Raw genomic sequence first — 15,505 nt, forward strand, 5'->3', positions numbered from 1 at the left:
TTAGTCTCTCTATTCAGGTATTTATCAATGCTCTGAAGATAAGAGACAAAAAGGGCGGGTTAAACCCCGCCCTTGCAATTTCCGATTGTCAGTAAACCACCACCGACCGGATGCTTTCGCCCTTGTGCATCAGGTCGAAGCCGGTGTTGATATCGTCCAGACCCATGGTGTGAGTGATCATCGGATCGATCTCGATCTTTCCTTCCATGTACCAGTCGACGATCTTGGGTACGTCCGTGCGCCCACGCGCGCCGCCGAAGGCGGTGCCGCGCCACGACCGGCCGGTGACCAGCTGGAACGGACGGGTCGAGATCTCGGCCCCGGCAGGCGCCACACCGATGATGATCGATTCGCCCCAGCCCTTGTGCGCCGATTCCAGCGCCGCGCGCATCACCTGCACGTTGCCGGTGGCGTCAAAGGTGTAATCCGCTCCGCCCTTTGTCAGGTTCACCAGATAGGGGACAAGATCGCCCTCGACCTCGGACGGGTTCACGAAATCGGTCATTCCAAACTTTTCGGCCATCTCGACCTTGGCGGGGTTCAGGTCGACGCCGACGATCTGATCGGCCCCGGCCAGACGCAGGCCCTGAATCACGTTCAGGCCGATACCGCCCAGGCCGAACACGATGGCACGGCTGCCGATCTCGACTTTGGCGGTGTTGATCACCGCGCCAATGCCGGTGGTCACGCCACAGCCGATATAGCAGATCTTGTCGAACGGCGCGTCCTCGCGCACCTTGGCCAGTGCAATCTCGGGCAGAACCGTGTGGTTCGAGAAAGTCGAGCATCCCATGTAATGCAGGATCGGATCCCCATCCAACGTCGAAAACCGCGAGGTGCCGTCGGGCATCAAACCCTTGCCCTGCGTCTCGCGGATCGCCTGGCACAGGTTGGTCTTGGGATGCAGGCAGTATTCGCACTCGCGACATTCGGGAGTGTAGAGCGGGATCACGTGATCGCCCGGCTTCAGGCTGGTCACGCCGGGGCCGACCTCGACCACGACGCCGGCACCCTCGTGGCCCAGAATGGCCGGAAACAGGCCCTCGGGGTCGGCGCCCGACAGGGTGAATTCGTCGGTATGGCAGATGCCGGTGGCCTTGATCTCGACCAGAACCTCGCCCGCCTTGGGGCCTTCGAGGTTCACGTCCATCACTTCCAAGGGCTTGCCCGCCTGAACGGCGACGGCGGCACGGGTTCGCATGTTGCTTGTCTCCCTGTCTTGTTTGACCCGACCCTGCGTCAAATACAGGGTGTTTTCAACTGCGCTTTCATGGCAGTCTCTGTAAGCTTTTGATATTTCAGAAACGACATTGCCGAAAAGAGGAGCGCCAATGTACCGGTTCATCCCGATCCTGATCGTCCTGGCCGCCTGCGCCGAAACCGACCTGCCCGAACCGGGCTCTGCCGAGGTGGATGCCGCCCCGGTGGATCTGGCCTTCTGCAAGGGCGAACCCTTTGCCCAGTCCGTGGGGCAGCCGGTCTCGACCATTCAGGCCAGCCTGCCGGAACGGAGCCGCGTTCTGGGCCCTGATGACATCGCCACGCAGGATTACCGCATCGACCGGCTGAACGTCTATGTGAACGGAGCCGGGATCATTCAGCGGCTGACCTGCGGATAAGGGCGGACTCGACTCGGGGTATGATTCTCGGATAGGAACAAAGTGAGAACACTTTGATGTCTGCCCGATGCCCAAACGCCGAATACTCTCGCTGTGGTTTCCCCGTCTGGGGGCCGAACGGATGATCCGCGCCGCGCGGGGCCTGCATACAGGCCCGCTGGCGGTGGTGGCCGAACAGTCGAACATGCAGGTCATCACCTCGCTGAACACTGATGCACAGGCCGCCGGTCTGCGCGTGGGCCAGCCGGTGCGCGATGCCCATGCCATGTGCGCGGCCCTTGTCACCCGCCCCCGCAACGCCCCGGCCGAGGCCGCTTTTCTGACCGCGCTGCGCCGCTGGGCGGGCAAGTTCAGCCCTTGGGTCGCCGAAGAGGCCCCCGATAGCCTGATCGTCGATCTGTCGGGCTGCGCCCACCTGTTTGGCGGGGAAGAGGCGCTGCTGGACGTGATCGAGACCGACTGCGCCGACATGGGGCTGAGCGTGCAGATGGGCATCGCAGACACGCTGGGCGCGGCCTGGGCGCTGGCGCGCTATGCCGGGCAAGAGGCCACGTCCGACCGCAATGGCGACGCCATTTCCCAAGAGGCCCGCGCCACCCGCGCCCGCGCCGGCAAGCGGCGGCACTGGACCAAGGGCGGCGCCGCGCCGCAGGTGGTGGCCGCGGGCGGCGGGGCCCGGATCGCGCCGCCGGGGCAGGCCTATGGCGTACTCAGCCCCCTGCCCATCGCGGCGCTGCGGCTGGACGACCAGACCGTGGCGCAGCTGAACCGGCTGGGCCTGCGGCGGATCGGCGACCTGCTGGGCCAGCCGCGTGCCGGTTTGGCCCGCCGGTTCGGGCGCGGGCTGGTGCTGCGGTTGGATCAGGCGATGGGCAGCGCGCCCGAGCCGGTCTCGCCCGCCCGCCCCCCGCATCACTTTGCGGTGCGAATGACCCTACCCAACCCGATCGGTCTGGCCGAGGACGTGATGGCCGCCATCGACCGGATGCTGCCGACCCTGTGCGCGCGGCTGGAAGAAAAGGCGCGCGGGGCGCGGACCCTGCGGCTCGAGGCGCATCGCACCGATCAGGCGGCCGAGATCGTCGAGATCGGGCTGGCCCGCCCGAGCCATGACAAATACCGCATTCGCCCTTTGTTAGAGATGAAAATCGACCAGATCGACGCAGGCTATGGAATCGACATGCTGCGCCTTGCGGCGGTGCAGACCGAGCCGGTGCATGCCCGCACCCTGACCGGCCATGCGGAGGCCAGCCGCGCCGTCCGCAACCGGCTGGAGGGGAACACCGCGCTGGACGATCTGATCGGCAAACTGGGCGCGCGTGTGGGGCTCGAGGCGATCACGCGGCAACACCCGGCGGCCTCGCACATCCCCGAGAAAACCGCCCAGACGCTGGCGGCGGCCTGGTCGGAACCGGCGCGCGACTGGCCCGCCCCGCCGCGCCCGCGCCCCCTGCTGATTTGGCGGCCCGAGCCGGTGATGGCCCCCGACCGCCCCGATGTGCCCGCCAATTTCCGCTGGCGCGGGCGCGACTGGCACCTGGCGCAGGCCACCGGCCCGGAACGGATCGCCCCGGAATGGTGGCTGGACGACCCCAACTGGCGCAGCGGCGTGCGCGATTACTGGGTGGTGGTGACCGAACAGGGCGAGCGGCTATGGCTGTTCTACGGCCATGGCGGCACCATGTCGGCGGGCTGGTTCTGTCAGGGACGCTTTGGTTAGAGTCTATTTTCCGCGATAAACCAGAAGATCCGGAAGGTAATCGATCAGCCGGATGACCCACGAGAACGGCGCCGGAAAGTCGGTCCGGAAGCGCCGGTGCGCCATTGCGCGCAGTACGCGCTGCGCGGCGTCTACGGGCTCCATCAGCATCGGCATCTTGAAGCTGTTCTTGTCGGTCAGCCGGGTCTTGATGAACCCCGGATTGACGATGCGCACCGTCACCCCGGTTCCGGCCACGTCATGCCGCATCGTTTCGGCCAACGAGATCAGCGCCGCCTTGCTGGACCCGTACCCGATCGCCGCAGGCAGTCCGTGATAGCCCGCCAGCGACCCGATCAGGGTAATGTCGCCACGCCCTGCCTTCACCATGGCCGGCACGGTTTCCCCCAGAACCCGCAGCGCGCCTGAATAGTTCACGTCGCTGATGGCCAGCGCGGCTTCGGTCTGCCAGTCCTGCGCGCGCATCGGCTCATAGGCCCCGGCGTTGTAGACCAGACCGTCAACTTGGCCGATCTCGGCCACGGCGCGGCGCACCTGCGCCAGATCGGTCACGTCCAGCGGTACCGCACGGGCATTGGGCAGCGCGGCGCAGATCTGCTCCAGCCGCTCGGCACTACGCGCGGACAGCACAAGGTGCGCGCCCTGACCGCCCAAGGCCTCGGCCAGCGCCCGGCCCAGCCCTTCGCTGGCGCCGATGATCCAATAGATTTTTCCGTCAAAACTACTCATACCGCGCGGTTCACATGTGCCGAAGCGTGAACAGCCGCGGTCTTGGGTTGGGTTGTCTCGATCATAACACCTTTCATTACGCAGAAGGGCATACCTCGGATCACCAGCAAACGCGATTGATGCAATCCTGACGCACAGCCCACCGATCAGCGGGAAACAGGTAAAAACATGGCCCGGATTTGATCCGCTCCGGCCTACCCTGCGTATCTTATTGTAAAATGTCGCATAAAGAGGATGGCATGTTCGACGAAACCCGGGGCGTACGGAAAAAAATCGCAATTGTAGGCGCAGGCATCTCAGGATTATCCGCGGCTTATTACCTGTCAGAGAGCCACGACGTCACCCTGTACGAGGCCGAACCCCGTCTGGGCGGACATGCCCGCACGGTGATGGCCGGCCGCAATGGTGATCAACCGGTTGATACCGGGTTCATAGTCTTCAACTATGCCACATATCCCTTTCTGACCAAGCTGTTCGGTGAACTGGACGTGCCGGTCATCAAAAGCGAGATGAGCTTTGGCGCCACCATCGACAATGGTCGCATCGAATATGGCCTGAACAATCTGCGCACCATCACCGCGCAGAAGCGCAACCTCGTGCGGCCCTCCTACTACAAGATGATCGCCGACATCCTGCGCTTTGGCAAAGAAGCGCCCGAGGCTGCCCGGGATGATGACACCACGATTGGTGAGCTGGTTGACCAGATGCGGCTGGGCCACTGGTTCCGCAACAATTACCTGATGCCGATGTGCGGCGCGATCTGGTCCACTCCGGTGGAGTTCGTTGATCAGTTCCCTGCGCGCTCGCTGGTGCAGTTCTTCCGCAACCACGCCTTGCTGTCCAGCAAACGCGGCGCCCAGCACCAGTGGTGGACCGTAAAGGGTGGCAGCATCGAATATGTCCGCCGTATCGAATCCGCTCTGCGCGGCCGGGGATGCGACATCCGCCTGGGCGCGCCGGTCTCTAACGTCGAACGCGATGCCTTGGGCGTGACCGTTCAGGCGCAGGGCCGCTCGGATCAGTATGACGAGATCATCCTGGCCACCCATTCCGACCAGTCGCTGGCCATTCTGGGCCAGAACGCCACCGCCGACGAGGCCGCGGCCCTGGGCGCGATCCGCTATCAGCCCAACCGCGCGGTTCTGCACTGCGACCCCAGCCAGATGCCGCGCCGCCGGGCCTGCTGGTCCAGCTGGACCTACCGCTCGCAGGCGGGCAACGTGGGCGTGACCTATTGGATGAACCGGTTGCAGAACATCCCTGAAAGCGACCCGTTGTTCGTCACCCTGAACCCGTCTTCCGACATCGCGCCAGACAAAATCTATGACGAGGTGGAATTCGCCCATCCGGTGTTCGACAAGGCCGCGCTGAAAGCGCAGGGCCAGATCCGCGAGATGCAGGGCCGCAACCGGACCTGGTTCGCCGGCGCCTACAACCGGCACGGGTTCCACGAAGACGGAATCGCCAGCGCGATGCACGTGGTCGGGCTGTTGACCGGCGATCCGCAAACCATCGGAGCTGAAAATGCGATATCTGATCCAAGCGTCGCTGTCCCGGTTACGGCCAGCCCGTAACGCAGCGATCCTGAGCCTGGTTCTGCTGGCCCCTGCCGGGCTTGCGGCCACCCCCGTCACCAACCTGCTGCCCGATGCCGAGCTGCGTGGCACTGCCACCTTCCGGTTCCTCGGTCTGCCGATCTACGACGCGCAGCTGTTCACCAAAGGCGGCGGCCCGCTCAGCTGGTCGCAGGATTTCGGGCTGAAGCTGACCTATCGGAAATCGCTGAAGCAGAAGGCGCTGATCGAATCCACGCTGGACGAGATGGCCCGGCAGGGCAACAGCGCCCCGATCGAGGCGCAGTTGAAAACCTGCTATCAGGCGGTCGGCGCCGGTGACAGCTATCTGGCCGTCACCAAAGGCCCCGACGCGATCGAGTTCTGGCGCAACGGGCGCAAGACCTGCACCCTGTCCCATCCGGGGATCAAGCGCAGTTTCATGTCGATCTTTCTGGGCAACAACACCCGGTCCGCCGCCTTTACGCGCCAGCTGCGGGGTCAGTGATGCTGTATCCGCGTGTCAGCCTCTATGCGCTGATGCTTGCTGCGGCGGGTATCCCGCTCTACATCCACTTGCCGCGCTTTGCGGCGGTGAACCTCGGGATCGGCCTGGGCGTGATCGGCACGGTTCTGCTGCTGATCCGGCTGGTGGATCTGGTGCAAGACCCGCTGATCGGCTGGGCCATTGACCGCTGGCCCGGCGCGCAGATGGGTTTTGCCGTCTTGGCCGCCGGAGGTCTGGCGGTCGGTTTTCCGCTGTTGTTTTCGCTGCCGCAGGGGGCGAGCGTCGGCGTCCTCGTGGCGATCCTGATCCTGCTGTTTTCCGCCTACAGCCTGGGCACGATCCTGCTTTACGGCCGCAGCGCGACGCTGGCGAAACAGGCCACCCCGCGCGAGTTGATGACCCTCGCCGCCTTTCGAGAGGGCGGGCAACTGGCCGGCGTGGTTCTGGCCGCCAGCGCACCGGCGCTGTTCGTGGCATTGGGCGCGGGCGCGCAGGGCTATCCGGCTTTCGGGCTGTTTCTGGGCGCGCTGGCGCTGGTCACCATGGCGCTGACATTGCCGATCTGGCGGCGCGCGCCCGTCACCGGGCAGGGCCTGTCCTTCGACGGGCTGGGTCAGGCCGGGGCCCTGCGTCTGCTGGCGCTGGCGCTGGTCAACAGCCTGCCGGTTGCGATCACCTCGACTCTGTTCCTGTTCTTCGTCGAGGACCGGCTACAATTGCCGGGCAAGGCCGGGCCGCTGCTGATCCTGTTCTTCCTCAGCGCCGGGGCGACCGTGCCGCTCTGGGCGCGGCTCAGCAACCGGATCGGCCCGAAACAGACTCTGATCATCGCGATGCCACTGGCCATTCTGGGCTTTGTCGGCGCGGCCATGCTGGCGCCCGGCAACCTGGCCGGGTTTGCGGTTATCTGCCTGGCGTCGGGGGCGGCGCTGGGGGCGGACATGGTGGTTCTGCCGGCCATGTTCTCGGTGGTGCTGACACGCGCGGGGCTGAATGCCTCGGCCGCCTTTGGCATCTGGTCTTTCGCCGGCAAACTGGGGCTGGCATTGGCCGCATTCTTCACCCTTCCGCTGCTGGAACGCAGCGGCTTCGTGCCCGGTCAGACGAATTCGGCGCAGGCGTTGGAAACGCTCAACCTGGCCTATGCCGTGCTGCCCTGCATCCTGAAACTCGGCGCGTTCGGAATGGTCCTGACGCTGCCTACAGAGGTACCCGCAAAATGACATTCCTTCTGATTGCCGCACTGGCCGTATTGGCCCTGATCGCGGTCAAAACCCGCCTTCTCAGCTTTCGTGCGCAATCGCCGTCGGACTATGCCGGAACCGGCCCCGATTTCTCGCTGAAGGACAATCTGAACGGGGAAATCCTGTCCGAAGGCCTCATTTATGGCCCGACCGGCAAGATGTCGAACAGCTTTGTGGCGCGGATGATCGGGGAATGGAACGGCAATTCCGGCACCCTGACCGAGTATTTCACCTATTCGAACGGCAAGCAGATGACCCGCAAATGGTACCTGACCATGGGCACAGGCAACAGCTTTACCGCAACCGCCGACGACATCGTCGGCGAAGGCCGCGGCGTGATCTCGGGCGCGACGGTCAAGCTGACCTATCGCATCGTTCTGCCCGAAGACGCCGGAGGCCACACCCTGGACGTCACCGACTGGATGTACCTGACCGAGAGCGGGGCGATCATGAACCGCTCGGAGATGCGCAAGTTCGGCCTGAAGGTGGCCGAGCTGGTCGCCACGATGCGCCCCGCCCCGCCAGAAAAGACCGCGCATGTGCCCGGCGCAAACGGTCATGACCGCACGGCCGACCCGAGGGCTCTGCAATGACCCGGCTCATGAAACGACTGGCCTTCGCGTGCCTGCTGCTGACGGCGGCCTGTGCCTTCAAACCGAAAGTCCCGACCACTTTCCTGTCGGACCGCCAGCTGAACCTCGAAGAGTTCTTTGAGGGCCACACCGTGGCCTATGGGCAGTTCCAGGACGTTCTGGGCAATATCCCCCGCCGGTTCACGGTCGACATCAACGGAACATGGGACGGCCGGACGCTGACTTTGGTCGAAGACTTCGTCTATGACGACGGCGCCACCGAACAGCGCATCTGGACCCTGACCAAAACCGGCGAGGATACTTGGACCGGCACCGCGCCCGGCGTTCTGGGCACGGCGTCGGGAACCGAGCGTGGTGACACGTTCAACTGGGAGTACCGCATCGACCTGCCAGTGAAGGACGGTACGATGCGTGTCGATTTTGACGACTGGATGTGGCTGCTGGACGACGACCGACTGCTGAACCGCGCCTATGTCTCGCGCTTTGGCATCCGGCTGGGCGAAGTCGTGCTGTTCTTCGAAAAGAAGTAACCGCGCGGCGCGGCATCTTGGTCAGTCTTTGGAAAAAGTGGTGAGCCGTGCAGGATTCGAACCTGCGACCCACTGATTAAAAGTCAGTTGCTCTACCAACTGAGCTAACGGCCCACTCTTTTCATCGGATCGTTGCGATCCGTGGCGCTGTCTAAGGCATTTTCCCGACCGGGTACAAGCCCTTTTTCGCACCGCGTTCCGCCTGAAATCATTATGTTCCCGGCGTCCCGATAGGCGGCCTAATTAGGGTTGAGGCGGCGGGGGGTCAACCCCTTTTTTCAGGAATCTTCGCGCCGGGCTGGATTCATGTCTGCGGCAAGGCTATATGCCCGCCATGCAGAAACGATCCGACACCGGTTTGCCCTTCATGAAGATGCACGGGCTTGGCAATGACTTCGTCATTGTCGACGCGCGCGCGCATCCGGTGCAGATCACGCCGGCGCTGGCGCGCGGGATCGGACACCGGCAGTTTGGGGTCGGATTCGATCAGCTGGCCGTCATCGAAAACGGCGAATCGGATGCACATCTGGTGTTCTACAATGCTGATGGGTCGATCTCGGCCACGTGCGGCAACGCCACCCGTTGCATAGCGCGGTTCCTGATGCAGGAAAGCGGCAAGTCCGAATTGACGCTGACCACCAGCCACGGCACGCTGCAGGCGCGGGACGCGGGCGACGGGCTGACCTCGGTCAACATGGGGCACCCGCAGCTGGACTGGGCCGATATTCCGTTGGCCGAAGAGGTGGATACGCTGGAACTGCCGATTGAAGGCGGACCGGTGGCTACCGGCATGGGCAACCCGCATTGCACCTTCTTCGTCGAAGACGCCGAGGCGATTCCTCTGGCAGAGTTCGGCGCCCGCTATGAGCATCACCCGCTCTATCCCCAGCGCACCAATGTGCAGGTCGCCCAGATCATCGGGCCGGATCACATCCGTATGCGCGTCTGGGAACGCGGCGTGGGCATCACGCTGGCCTCGGGCTCGTCGTCCTGCGCCACGGCCGTGGCCGCGGCGCGGCGCGGCCTGACCGGGCGCAAGGTGCGGATCGAGTTGGACGGCGGCACCATCTGGATCGACTGGCGCGAGGACGGCGTCTGGATGACCGGCCCCACCTGCCAAGTCTTCTCGGGCACGCTGACGCCCGATTTCCTGAGGACGCTGGGATGAACCCGCCGAAATTCACCACGCTGGGCTGCCGGCTCAACGCCTATGAGACCGAGGCGATGAAAGAGCTGTCGCAGCAGGCCGGGCTGACGGATGCGGTGATCGTGAACACCTGCGCCGTCACCGCCGAAGCCGTGCGCAAGGCCCGGCAGGAAATCCGCAAGCTGCGCCGCGAAAACCCCAACGCCCGGCTGATCGTCACCGGCTGCGCGGCCCAGACCGAACCCCAGACCTTTGCCGAGATGGACGAGGTCGATGCGGTGATCGGCAACACCGAAAAGATGCGCCCCGAAACCTGGAAAGGCATGGCCGCCGATTTCATCGGCGAGACCGAGACGGTTCAGGTCGATGACATCATGTCGGTCACCGAAACCGCCGGCCACCTTATCGACGGATTCGGCACCCGCTCGCGCGCCTATGTGCAGGTCCAGAACGGCTGTGATCATCGCTGCACCTTCTGCATCATCCCCTATGGCCGCGGCAACTCGCGCAGCGTCCCGGCGGGCGTGGTGGTGGACCAGATCAAGCGGCTGGTGGACCGGGGCTACAACGAGGTCGTGCTGACCGGGGTCGACCTGACCTCATGGGGCGCCGACCTACCCGCAAGCCCCAAGCTGGGCGATCTGGTCATGCGCATCCTGAAACTGGTGCCCGACCTGCCGCGCCTGCGCATCAGCTCGATCGATTCGATCGAGGTGGACGAGAACCTGATGCAGGCCATCGCGACCGAGCCGCGCCTGATGCCGCATCTGCACCTGTCGCTGCAGCATGGTGACGACCTGATCCTGAAACGGATGAAGCGCCGCCACCTACGCGACGACGCCATACGCTTCACCGAAGAGGCCCGCAGGCTGCGCCCCGAGATCACCTTTGGTGCCGACATCATCGCGGGCTTTCCGACGGAAACCGAGGCCCATTTCGAGAACTCGCTGAAACTGGTCACCGACTGCGACCTGACCTGGCTGCACGTCTTCCCCTATTCCAAGCGCGAAGGCACGCCGGCGGCGCGCATTCCGCAGCAGGTCAACGGCAAGGTGACAAAGCAACGTGCCGCCAGGCTACGTGAGGCGGGTGACGCGCAGGTAGCCAGACACCTGGAAGCCCAGCTGGGCAAGACCCATCACATACTGATGGAAAATCCCCACATGGGCCGGACCGAGCAGTTCACCGAGGTAACATTTGCGAACGCGCAACCCGAAGGGCAGATCGTGACTGCCACCATCACCGGGGTTCGCGATCAGCAGTTGGTGGCCTGACGTCTCTCAGGCCGGACCGTCGCTTGCCAGAAGCTCTTCCATGAAGACACTGATCAGTTGGGCGCGTCCGTCCACGCCGGCTTTTCCATAGATCGAAGCCGACTGCGCGCGTACGGTACCCACGGCACGGCCTCGGATCCGGGCGATATTCTCATTGTCGACGCCTTTGAGGATCAACAGGCCCACTTCGCGCTCGGCGCTGGTCAGGCCCCAGCGGGTAAAGAAAGTGTCGATCACGGCGCTCATTTCTCCCTGCGCCGCGCGCAGTCCTTGTTTTGCCTGGTCCATTCGCGCCAGCAATCGGTGCAGCTCGAGCATGAAGAACAGGACGCCAAGGCAAAGGACGGTCGCGACCAGGGATTCCAAAACGAGATGTGCCAGGGGCTCGCTGCCATCGAGGTCCAGAATGGCGTCGCCCATGTAGAATGCGGCGCATAGACCCTGAACCACGATCATCGCCGCCATCAGAACGGCCCGGCGTGCATCCGCATCGCCGGACCGCAGGTTTTCGGTGATCCATTTGATCATTTGGTCGACCAGCCATCAGGAATATTCTTGTCTCCTGATACCATGGCTTTGACCAGAGCGACACCGGTTCGACGTTGGTCCAAAAGCACGCCAAGCACGTGCAGAAGAACGCTGAGCATCAGCCAGTTGAACGCCAGCTCGTGCGCATCCTCGACCCAGCTCAGCCCGAAGAAGGCCGCGGTACCCATCATGATGCCTGTGGCGCAGATGAAGCCCAACGTCATCCAGATGTTGTAGACCATCAGCGCGCCCAGAGGATTGTGCGACAGGTGAACCGACCAGTCGCCCCGGACGGTGTCACGCACATGTCGGACCGCAGCATTCGGGCTGAACGGAAATGCCGAGAACCTGGCCGGTGCCGGCCCAAGGACGCCCCAGGCCAAGCGCAGCAGAACCAGCCCGAGCACGGCATAACCGACATATTCATGCAGCAGCCCCTCGGGGTCGGTCACAGCGGCGTTGAGCAGAATGCCCAGAACCACCGACCAGTGGATCAGGCGGACCAGCGGGTCCCAGACCCGGATGGAGCGGGCGCCCTCGCGCCCGCTCTCGTACTGGATTGACTCGGACATTGCCGGTCACTTGTCCTCGATATTTTGGATCTTGCCGGACGCGGGGTCCACATAGACCTCGGCCATCTGCCCGTCTTTCACGACATAGGCCTCGATTTCACCGTCCTCCATTTCGATCTTGCGCACGTCATAGCCAAGCTCGGTCAGGGCGGTGCGCACCTCGGTCTCTGTCTTGCCCAGTTCCGTATCCGGCACCAGGTCCAGAGCCAGAACCGGAGTGGCCACAAGCAACGCGGCTGCAAGTATGGGTAGTTTCATGTCGGGTCTCCTCGGTTTCGATCCTGCGTCAGACCGCCTGACGCTGTCGAAAACCTGAGCAGCCGACCCCGCCGGCGCCATGCGCATTCCGCTTAAAAGCTGTGAATAAGCCCGCGCTGATGCCCGGTTCGGCGAACTTCCGACCCCCAAAAAGAAAAAACCCCGCGCCATGCGCGGGGTTGTCTTGCTTTTGCAGGTGACCTTCAGGTCAGACCGACTTTTTGCCTTTGACCGGCGCCCACAGGCGCTTGTTCACCAGGTAGAGAAGCACCGACATGATGGTCAGGAACAGAACCCCGACAAAGCCTGAGGCCTTGCGATCCATCATTTTTGGTTCAGCGGCCCACATCAGGAACGCAGCGACGTCCTGGGACATGGCCTCGACGGTGTTTTCGTGTCCGTCGGCAAACTCGACCTGTTCGTCAGACAACGGCGGGCCCATCGAAATCCAGCCGCCCGGGAAGGCGGTGTTTTCGTACAGGATCGTGCCGGCCTCTTCTTTTTCCTTGCCGGTATAGCCGTCCAGCAGCGAGGCGATGTATTCAGCGCCACCCATGCCTTTGACCAGCTGGTTGATCCCCAGACCGTAGGGGCCGTGGAAGCCTGCACGTGCCTTGGCCATCAGGCTCAGGTCAGGTGCGCCCACGGCATCGTTGGCCGGGAAGTGATCGGTCGGCCTGGCCGGGCGGAAATCGTCCAGCTCGGGATCGAACACCTCGAACGAGCCGGCGGCATAAGCGATGACTTCTTCTTCCGAGTAGCCCAGCGCCGTGAGGTCGCGCAGCGGTACATATTTCAGACCATGGCAGGCCGCGCAAACCTCGGTATAGATCTGCAGGCCGCGCTGAAGCTGGTTCTGATCGTAAGCGCCAAAGGGCCCTTCGAACGAGAAGTCGAAGTCCTCGATATGCTGCTCGCCGCCTCCGGCTGCGGATACCGCAGCAGGAGCAAGGGCGATGGCAAACGCGGCACCGATTGCAAGTTTCTTGAACATGGTTTCCGGTCCCTCTTCTTACTCGGCCGGCGTGGCGTCGGCGTCAGCCTTGCCATAATGCGCGTTGAAGTCTTCTTCGATGGTTTCCGGCTGGGCATCGGGCTTTTCGATGACACCCAGGATCGGCAGGATCACGAAGAAATAGGCGAACCAGTAGGCGGACGCGATCAGCGAGAAGGTCGCATAGGGCTCTTCCGCCGGCATCGCACCCAGCCACATCAGGGCAAAGAAGTCGATGACCAGAAGGTAGAACCACCATTTGAACATCGGGCGGTACTTGCCCGAACGCACGGTCGAAGTGTCCAGCCACGGCGCCAGCGCCATTGCCAGGATTGCACCGAACATCGCCAGAACACCAAAGAACTTGGCGTCGATGATGCCACCGGTAATGAAGCTGGCGAACTGCACGACCCAGACTTCGCTAGTGAAGGCACGCAGGATCGCGTAGAACGGCAGGAAGTACCATTCGGGCACGATGTGCGCGGGCGTGACCAGCGGGTTGGCTTCGATGTAGTTGTCCGGGTGGCCCAGGTAGTTCGGCATGAAGCCGACGATTGCCCAGAACACGACCAGGATGACGGCCAGCGCGAACAGGTCCTTGATCACGAAATAGGGCCAGAATGGCAGCGTGTCTTTCTCGGCCTCGGCTTTCGACGTGCGGCGAACTTCAACACCCGTGGGGTTGTTGTTGCCGGTGGTGTGGAAGGCCCAGATATGCACGATGACCAGCCCTGCGATGATGAAGGGCAGCAGATAGTGCAGCGAGAAGAAGCGGTTCAGCGTCGCGTTGTCGACGGCCGGTCCGCCCAGCAGCCAGGTCTGGATCGCTTCGCCCACGAAGGGGATCGCGCCGAACAGGCCGGTGATCACGGTGGCGCCCCAGAAGGACATCTGACCCCAAGGCAGAACATAGCCCATGAAGGCGGTGCCCATCATCATCAGGTAGATCAGCATGCCGATGATCCAGGTCACTTCGCGCGGCGCCTTGTACGATCCGTAGAAAAGGCCGCGGAAGATGTGGATATAGACCGCCACGAAGAACAGCGACGCGCCGTTCATGTGCAGGTATCGTAGCATGTAGCCGCCGTTTACGTTGCGCATGATGTGCTCGACGCTGGCAAAGGCCAGATCGACATGCGGGGTATAGTGCATCACCAGAACGATGCCGGTGACGATCTGCAACGCGAGGCAGAAGGTCAGGACGATGCCCCAGATCCACATCCAGTTCAGGTTCTTCGGGGTGGGGATCATCAAAGTGTCGTATAGAAGGCCGACGATGGGCAGACGGCTGTTCAGCCACTTCTCGCCGTTGGTCTTCGGTTCATAGTGATCGTGCGGGATACCGGACATGAGCGCGTCTCCTTAACCCAGCTTGATGGTGGTTTCGTCGAGGAACTCGGCGACCGGGATATGCAGGTTTTCCGGAGCGGGACCTTTGCGGATACGGCCCGCCGTATCGTAGTGCGATCCGTGGCACGGGCAGAACCACCCGTGAAAATCACCAGCGCCGTCGCCCAGAGGAACGCAGCCCAGATGGGTGCAGACGCCCATCATCACCAGCCATTCGCCGGCTTCGTCCAGCGTCCGGTTTTCATCGGTCGCGGGCAGGTTCGGCTTGTTTTCGTTCCGGTCGTTCTGATCCGGCAGATCCTCCAGCGGCACTTCGCGGCCCCAGTTGATCTCTTCTTCGGTACGGCGACGAATGAAGACGGGCTTGCCCAGCCACTTGACCGTGATCTGGGTGCCGATCTCGACGCCGCTGACGTCCACGCGGATCGAGGACAGCGCCTGAACGTCTGCCGAGGGGTTCATTTGGTTGACCAGGGGCCACACGGCGGCTCCCGTTGCAACGACACCTGCGCCGCCGGCGGCGTAGTAGAGGAAATCTCTGCGGGTGCCTTCGTGGTCTTCTGCGTGGGACACGAGGTTTTCTCCGATTCCAGCGCCCGGCTACGGGCAAACATGCATCAGCACCGCATCAAAGCGGCGTCTCATCGCGGGTATCTAGCTGGCGGAAATCGGTTCGTCCAGCGGTCATAGGCGCGCACTACGCCGCATCTGGGCATTCATGTCACAATGAAGGGGTCATTTTTCAAGAACTTCCTCGGATGTTGCGAAAATCGCCGTTCGAAGGCGCGAATCACTTCGCAGGTGATTCTCTGACCCTTCGCCACGGCTATCGCCCCTAGCCCGGCCGAGCACCTGTTCACTCGGGTACCCGGCACGAGGCAAACAT

17 protein-coding genes and 1 tRNA gene are annotated in these 15,505 nt (G+C 63.2%); 9 read left to right on the forward strand and 9 right to left on the reverse strand.

Annotated elements, in window-relative coordinates:
* Positions 1-88: 88 nt before the first annotated feature.
* Positions 89-1,201, reverse strand: a complete 1,113-nt coding sequence (locus K3752_RS15725) for an S-(hydroxymethyl)glutathione dehydrogenase/class III alcohol dehydrogenase (RefSeq protein WP_170360395.1) — start codon at positions 1,199-1,201, stop codon at positions 89-91.
* 130 nt (positions 1,202-1,331) lie between these two features.
* Here K3752_RS15725 and K3752_RS15730 point away from each other — a divergent pair, with 130 nt between their 5' ends.
* Positions 1,332-1,619, forward strand: coding sequence for an I78 family peptidase inhibitor (locus K3752_RS15730; RefSeq protein ID WP_260063757.1), 288 nt, complete (start codon positions 1,332-1,334; stop codon positions 1,617-1,619).
* Between the two features lie 67 nt (positions 1,620-1,686).
* Positions 1,687-3,339, forward strand: a complete 1,653-nt coding sequence (locus K3752_RS15735; RefSeq protein WP_260063758.1) for a DNA polymerase Y family protein — start codon at positions 1,687-1,689, stop codon at positions 3,337-3,339.
* Positions 3,340-3,342: 3 nt separating this feature from the next.
* Here K3752_RS15735 and K3752_RS15740 read toward each other — a convergent pair whose 3' ends face one another.
* Positions 3,343-4,068: an SDR family oxidoreductase gene (locus K3752_RS15740; RefSeq protein WP_260063759.1), complete on the reverse strand. Its 726-nt coding sequence runs from the start codon at positions 4,066-4,068 to the stop codon at positions 3,343-3,345.
* A 239-nt stretch (positions 4,069-4,307) separates the two neighbouring features.
* Here K3752_RS15740 and K3752_RS15745 point away from each other — a divergent pair, with 239 nt between their 5' ends.
* The 5 genes from K3752_RS15745 to K3752_RS15765 are packed head-to-tail and all read left to right on the forward strand — an operon-like array spanning position 4,308 to position 8,496.
* Positions 4,308-5,642, forward strand: a complete 1,335-nt coding sequence (locus K3752_RS15745; RefSeq protein ID WP_170434087.1) for an NAD(P)/FAD-dependent oxidoreductase — start codon at positions 4,308-4,310, stop codon at positions 5,640-5,642.
* Positions 5,593-6,129, forward strand: a complete 537-nt coding sequence (locus tag K3752_RS15750; protein WP_170582378.1) for a hypothetical protein — start codon at positions 5,593-5,595, stop codon at positions 6,127-6,129. Before K3752_RS15745 ends, K3752_RS15750 begins: the two co-directional genes overlap by 50 nt.
* Positions 6,129-7,352 (forward strand): MFS transporter, encoded by a 1,224-nt coding sequence (locus tag K3752_RS15755; RefSeq protein ID WP_170525600.1) that lies wholly within the window; start codon positions 6,129-6,131, stop codon positions 7,350-7,352. Before K3752_RS15750 ends, K3752_RS15755 begins: the two co-directional genes overlap by 1 nt.
* Positions 7,349-7,966, forward strand: a complete 618-nt coding sequence (locus tag K3752_RS15760) for a DUF3833 domain-containing protein (protein WP_170360381.1) — start codon at positions 7,349-7,351, stop codon at positions 7,964-7,966. The genes K3752_RS15755 and K3752_RS15760 overlap by 4 nt, the downstream gene beginning before the upstream one ends.
* A gap of 8 nt (positions 7,967-7,974) precedes the next feature.
* Positions 7,975-8,496, forward strand: a complete 522-nt coding sequence (locus K3752_RS15765) for a DUF3833 family protein (RefSeq protein WP_409233621.1) — start codon at positions 7,975-7,977, stop codon at positions 8,494-8,496.
* Between the two features lie 38 nt (positions 8,497-8,534).
* On the opposite strand, the gene K3752_RS15770 is transcribed toward K3752_RS15765, so the two are convergent.
* Positions 8,535-8,610, reverse strand: a tRNA-Lys gene (locus K3752_RS15770).
* 211 nt (positions 8,611-8,821) lie between these two features.
* Between K3752_RS15770 and dapF the strand changes: the two genes are divergently transcribed.
* Both dapF and mtaB read left to right on the forward strand, forming a co-directional pair.
* The gene (gene dapF, locus K3752_RS15775) at positions 8,822-9,664 is read left to right on the forward strand and encodes a diaminopimelate epimerase (RefSeq protein WP_260063761.1); all 843 of its coding nucleotides are present in this window, start codon (positions 8,822-8,824) and stop codon (positions 9,662-9,664) included.
* A complete protein-coding gene (gene mtaB / locus K3752_RS15780; protein WP_260063762.1) occupies positions 9,661-10,917 on the forward strand; it encodes a tRNA (N(6)-L-threonylcarbamoyladenosine(37)-C(2))-methylthiotransferase MtaB in 1,257 nt (418 codons plus the stop codon). Before dapF ends, mtaB begins: the two co-directional genes overlap by 4 nt.
* Before the next feature lie 6 nt (positions 10,918-10,923).
* Here mtaB and K3752_RS15785 read toward each other — a convergent pair whose 3' ends face one another.
* From K3752_RS15785 to petA, 6 genes are all read right to left on the reverse strand, one after another.
* Positions 10,924-11,445 carry a helix-turn-helix transcriptional regulator gene (locus tag K3752_RS15785; RefSeq protein ID WP_260063763.1) on the reverse strand — a complete coding sequence of 174 codons (522 nt, stop codon included), beginning with the start codon at positions 11,443-11,445 and terminating at the stop codon, positions 10,924-10,926.
* Positions 11,442-12,017 (reverse strand): cytochrome b/b6 domain-containing protein, encoded by a 576-nt coding sequence (locus K3752_RS15790; protein WP_260063764.1) that lies wholly within the window; start codon positions 12,015-12,017, stop codon positions 11,442-11,444. Before K3752_RS15790 ends, K3752_RS15785 begins: the two co-directional genes overlap by 4 nt.
* Positions 12,018-12,023: 6 nt before the next feature.
* Positions 12,024-12,275: a PepSY domain-containing protein gene (locus tag K3752_RS15795; protein ID WP_170361314.1), complete on the reverse strand. Its 252-nt coding sequence runs from the start codon at positions 12,273-12,275 to the stop codon at positions 12,024-12,026.
* A 208-nt stretch (positions 12,276-12,483) separates the two neighbouring features.
* The gene (locus K3752_RS15800; protein WP_170361312.1) at positions 12,484-13,269 is read right to left on the reverse strand and encodes a cytochrome c1; all 786 of its coding nucleotides are present in this window, start codon (positions 13,267-13,269) and stop codon (positions 12,484-12,486) included.
* A gap of 18 nt (positions 13,270-13,287) precedes the next feature.
* Complete coding sequence (gene petB, locus K3752_RS15805) at positions 13,288-14,619, reverse strand: cytochrome b (RefSeq protein WP_093964026.1); 1,332 nt, start codon at positions 14,617-14,619, stop codon at positions 13,288-13,290.
* 12 nt (positions 14,620-14,631) lie between these two features.
* The gene (petA, locus tag K3752_RS15810) at positions 14,632-15,192 is read right to left on the reverse strand and encodes a ubiquinol-cytochrome c reductase iron-sulfur subunit (protein ID WP_093964025.1); all 561 of its coding nucleotides are present in this window, start codon (positions 15,190-15,192) and stop codon (positions 14,632-14,634) included.
* Between the last annotated feature and the right edge of the window lie 313 nt (positions 15,193-15,505).

This window comes from Ruegeria sp. B32 (assembly GCF_025141855.1).
Lineage (GTDB): Bacteria > Pseudomonadota > Alphaproteobacteria > Rhodobacterales > Rhodobacteraceae > Ruegeria > Ruegeria arenilitoris.

What these genes read in the sequence shown, in the direction of transcription:
- K3752_RS15725 (WP_170360395.1), bottom strand. Translation starts at nt 1,201, where the DNA reads ATGCGAACCCGTGCCGCCGTCGCCGTTCAGGCGGGCAAGCCCTTGGAA.
- K3752_RS15730 (WP_260063757.1), top strand. Translation starts at nt 1,332, where the DNA reads ATGTACCGGTTCATCCCGATCCTGATCGTCCTGGCCGCCTGCGCCGAA.
- K3752_RS15735 (WP_260063758.1), top strand. Translation starts at nt 1,687, where the DNA reads ATGCCCAAACGCCGAATACTCTCGCTGTGGTTTCCCCGTCTGGGGGCC.
- K3752_RS15740 (WP_260063759.1), bottom strand. Translation starts at nt 4,068, where the DNA reads ATGAGTAGTTTTGACGGAAAAATCTATTGGATCATCGGCGCCAGCGAA.
- K3752_RS15745 (WP_170434087.1), top strand. Translation starts at nt 4,308, where the DNA reads ATGTTCGACGAAACCCGGGGCGTACGGAAAAAAATCGCAATTGTAGGC.
- K3752_RS15750 (WP_170582378.1), top strand. Translation starts at nt 5,593, where the DNA reads ATGCGATATCTGATCCAAGCGTCGCTGTCCCGGTTACGGCCAGCCCGT.
- K3752_RS15755 (WP_170525600.1), top strand. Translation starts at nt 6,129, where the DNA reads ATGCTGTATCCGCGTGTCAGCCTCTATGCGCTGATGCTTGCTGCGGCG.
- K3752_RS15760 (WP_170360381.1), top strand. Translation starts at nt 7,349, where the DNA reads ATGACATTCCTTCTGATTGCCGCACTGGCCGTATTGGCCCTGATCGCG.
- K3752_RS15765 (WP_409233621.1), top strand. Translation starts at nt 7,975, where the DNA reads ATGAAACGACTGGCCTTCGCGTGCCTGCTGCTGACGGCGGCCTGTGCC.
- dapF (WP_260063761.1), top strand. Translation starts at nt 8,822, where the DNA reads ATGCCCGCCATGCAGAAACGATCCGACACCGGTTTGCCCTTCATGAAG.
- mtaB (WP_260063762.1), top strand. Translation starts at nt 9,661, where the DNA reads ATGAACCCGCCGAAATTCACCACGCTGGGCTGCCGGCTCAACGCCTAT.
- K3752_RS15785 (WP_260063763.1), bottom strand. Translation starts at nt 11,445, where the DNA reads ATGATCAAATGGATCACCGAAAACCTGCGGTCCGGCGATGCGGATGCA.
- K3752_RS15790 (WP_260063764.1), bottom strand. Translation starts at nt 12,017, where the DNA reads ATGTCCGAGTCAATCCAGTACGAGAGCGGGCGCGAGGGCGCCCGCTCC.
- K3752_RS15795 (WP_170361314.1), bottom strand. Translation starts at nt 12,275, where the DNA reads ATGAAACTACCCATACTTGCAGCCGCGTTGCTTGTGGCCACTCCGGTT.
- K3752_RS15800 (WP_170361312.1), bottom strand. Translation starts at nt 13,269, where the DNA reads ATGTTCAAGAAACTTGCAATCGGTGCCGCGTTTGCCATCGCCCTTGCT.
- petB (WP_093964026.1), bottom strand. Translation starts at nt 14,619, where the DNA reads ATGTCCGGTATCCCGCACGATCACTATGAACCGAAGACCAACGGCGAG.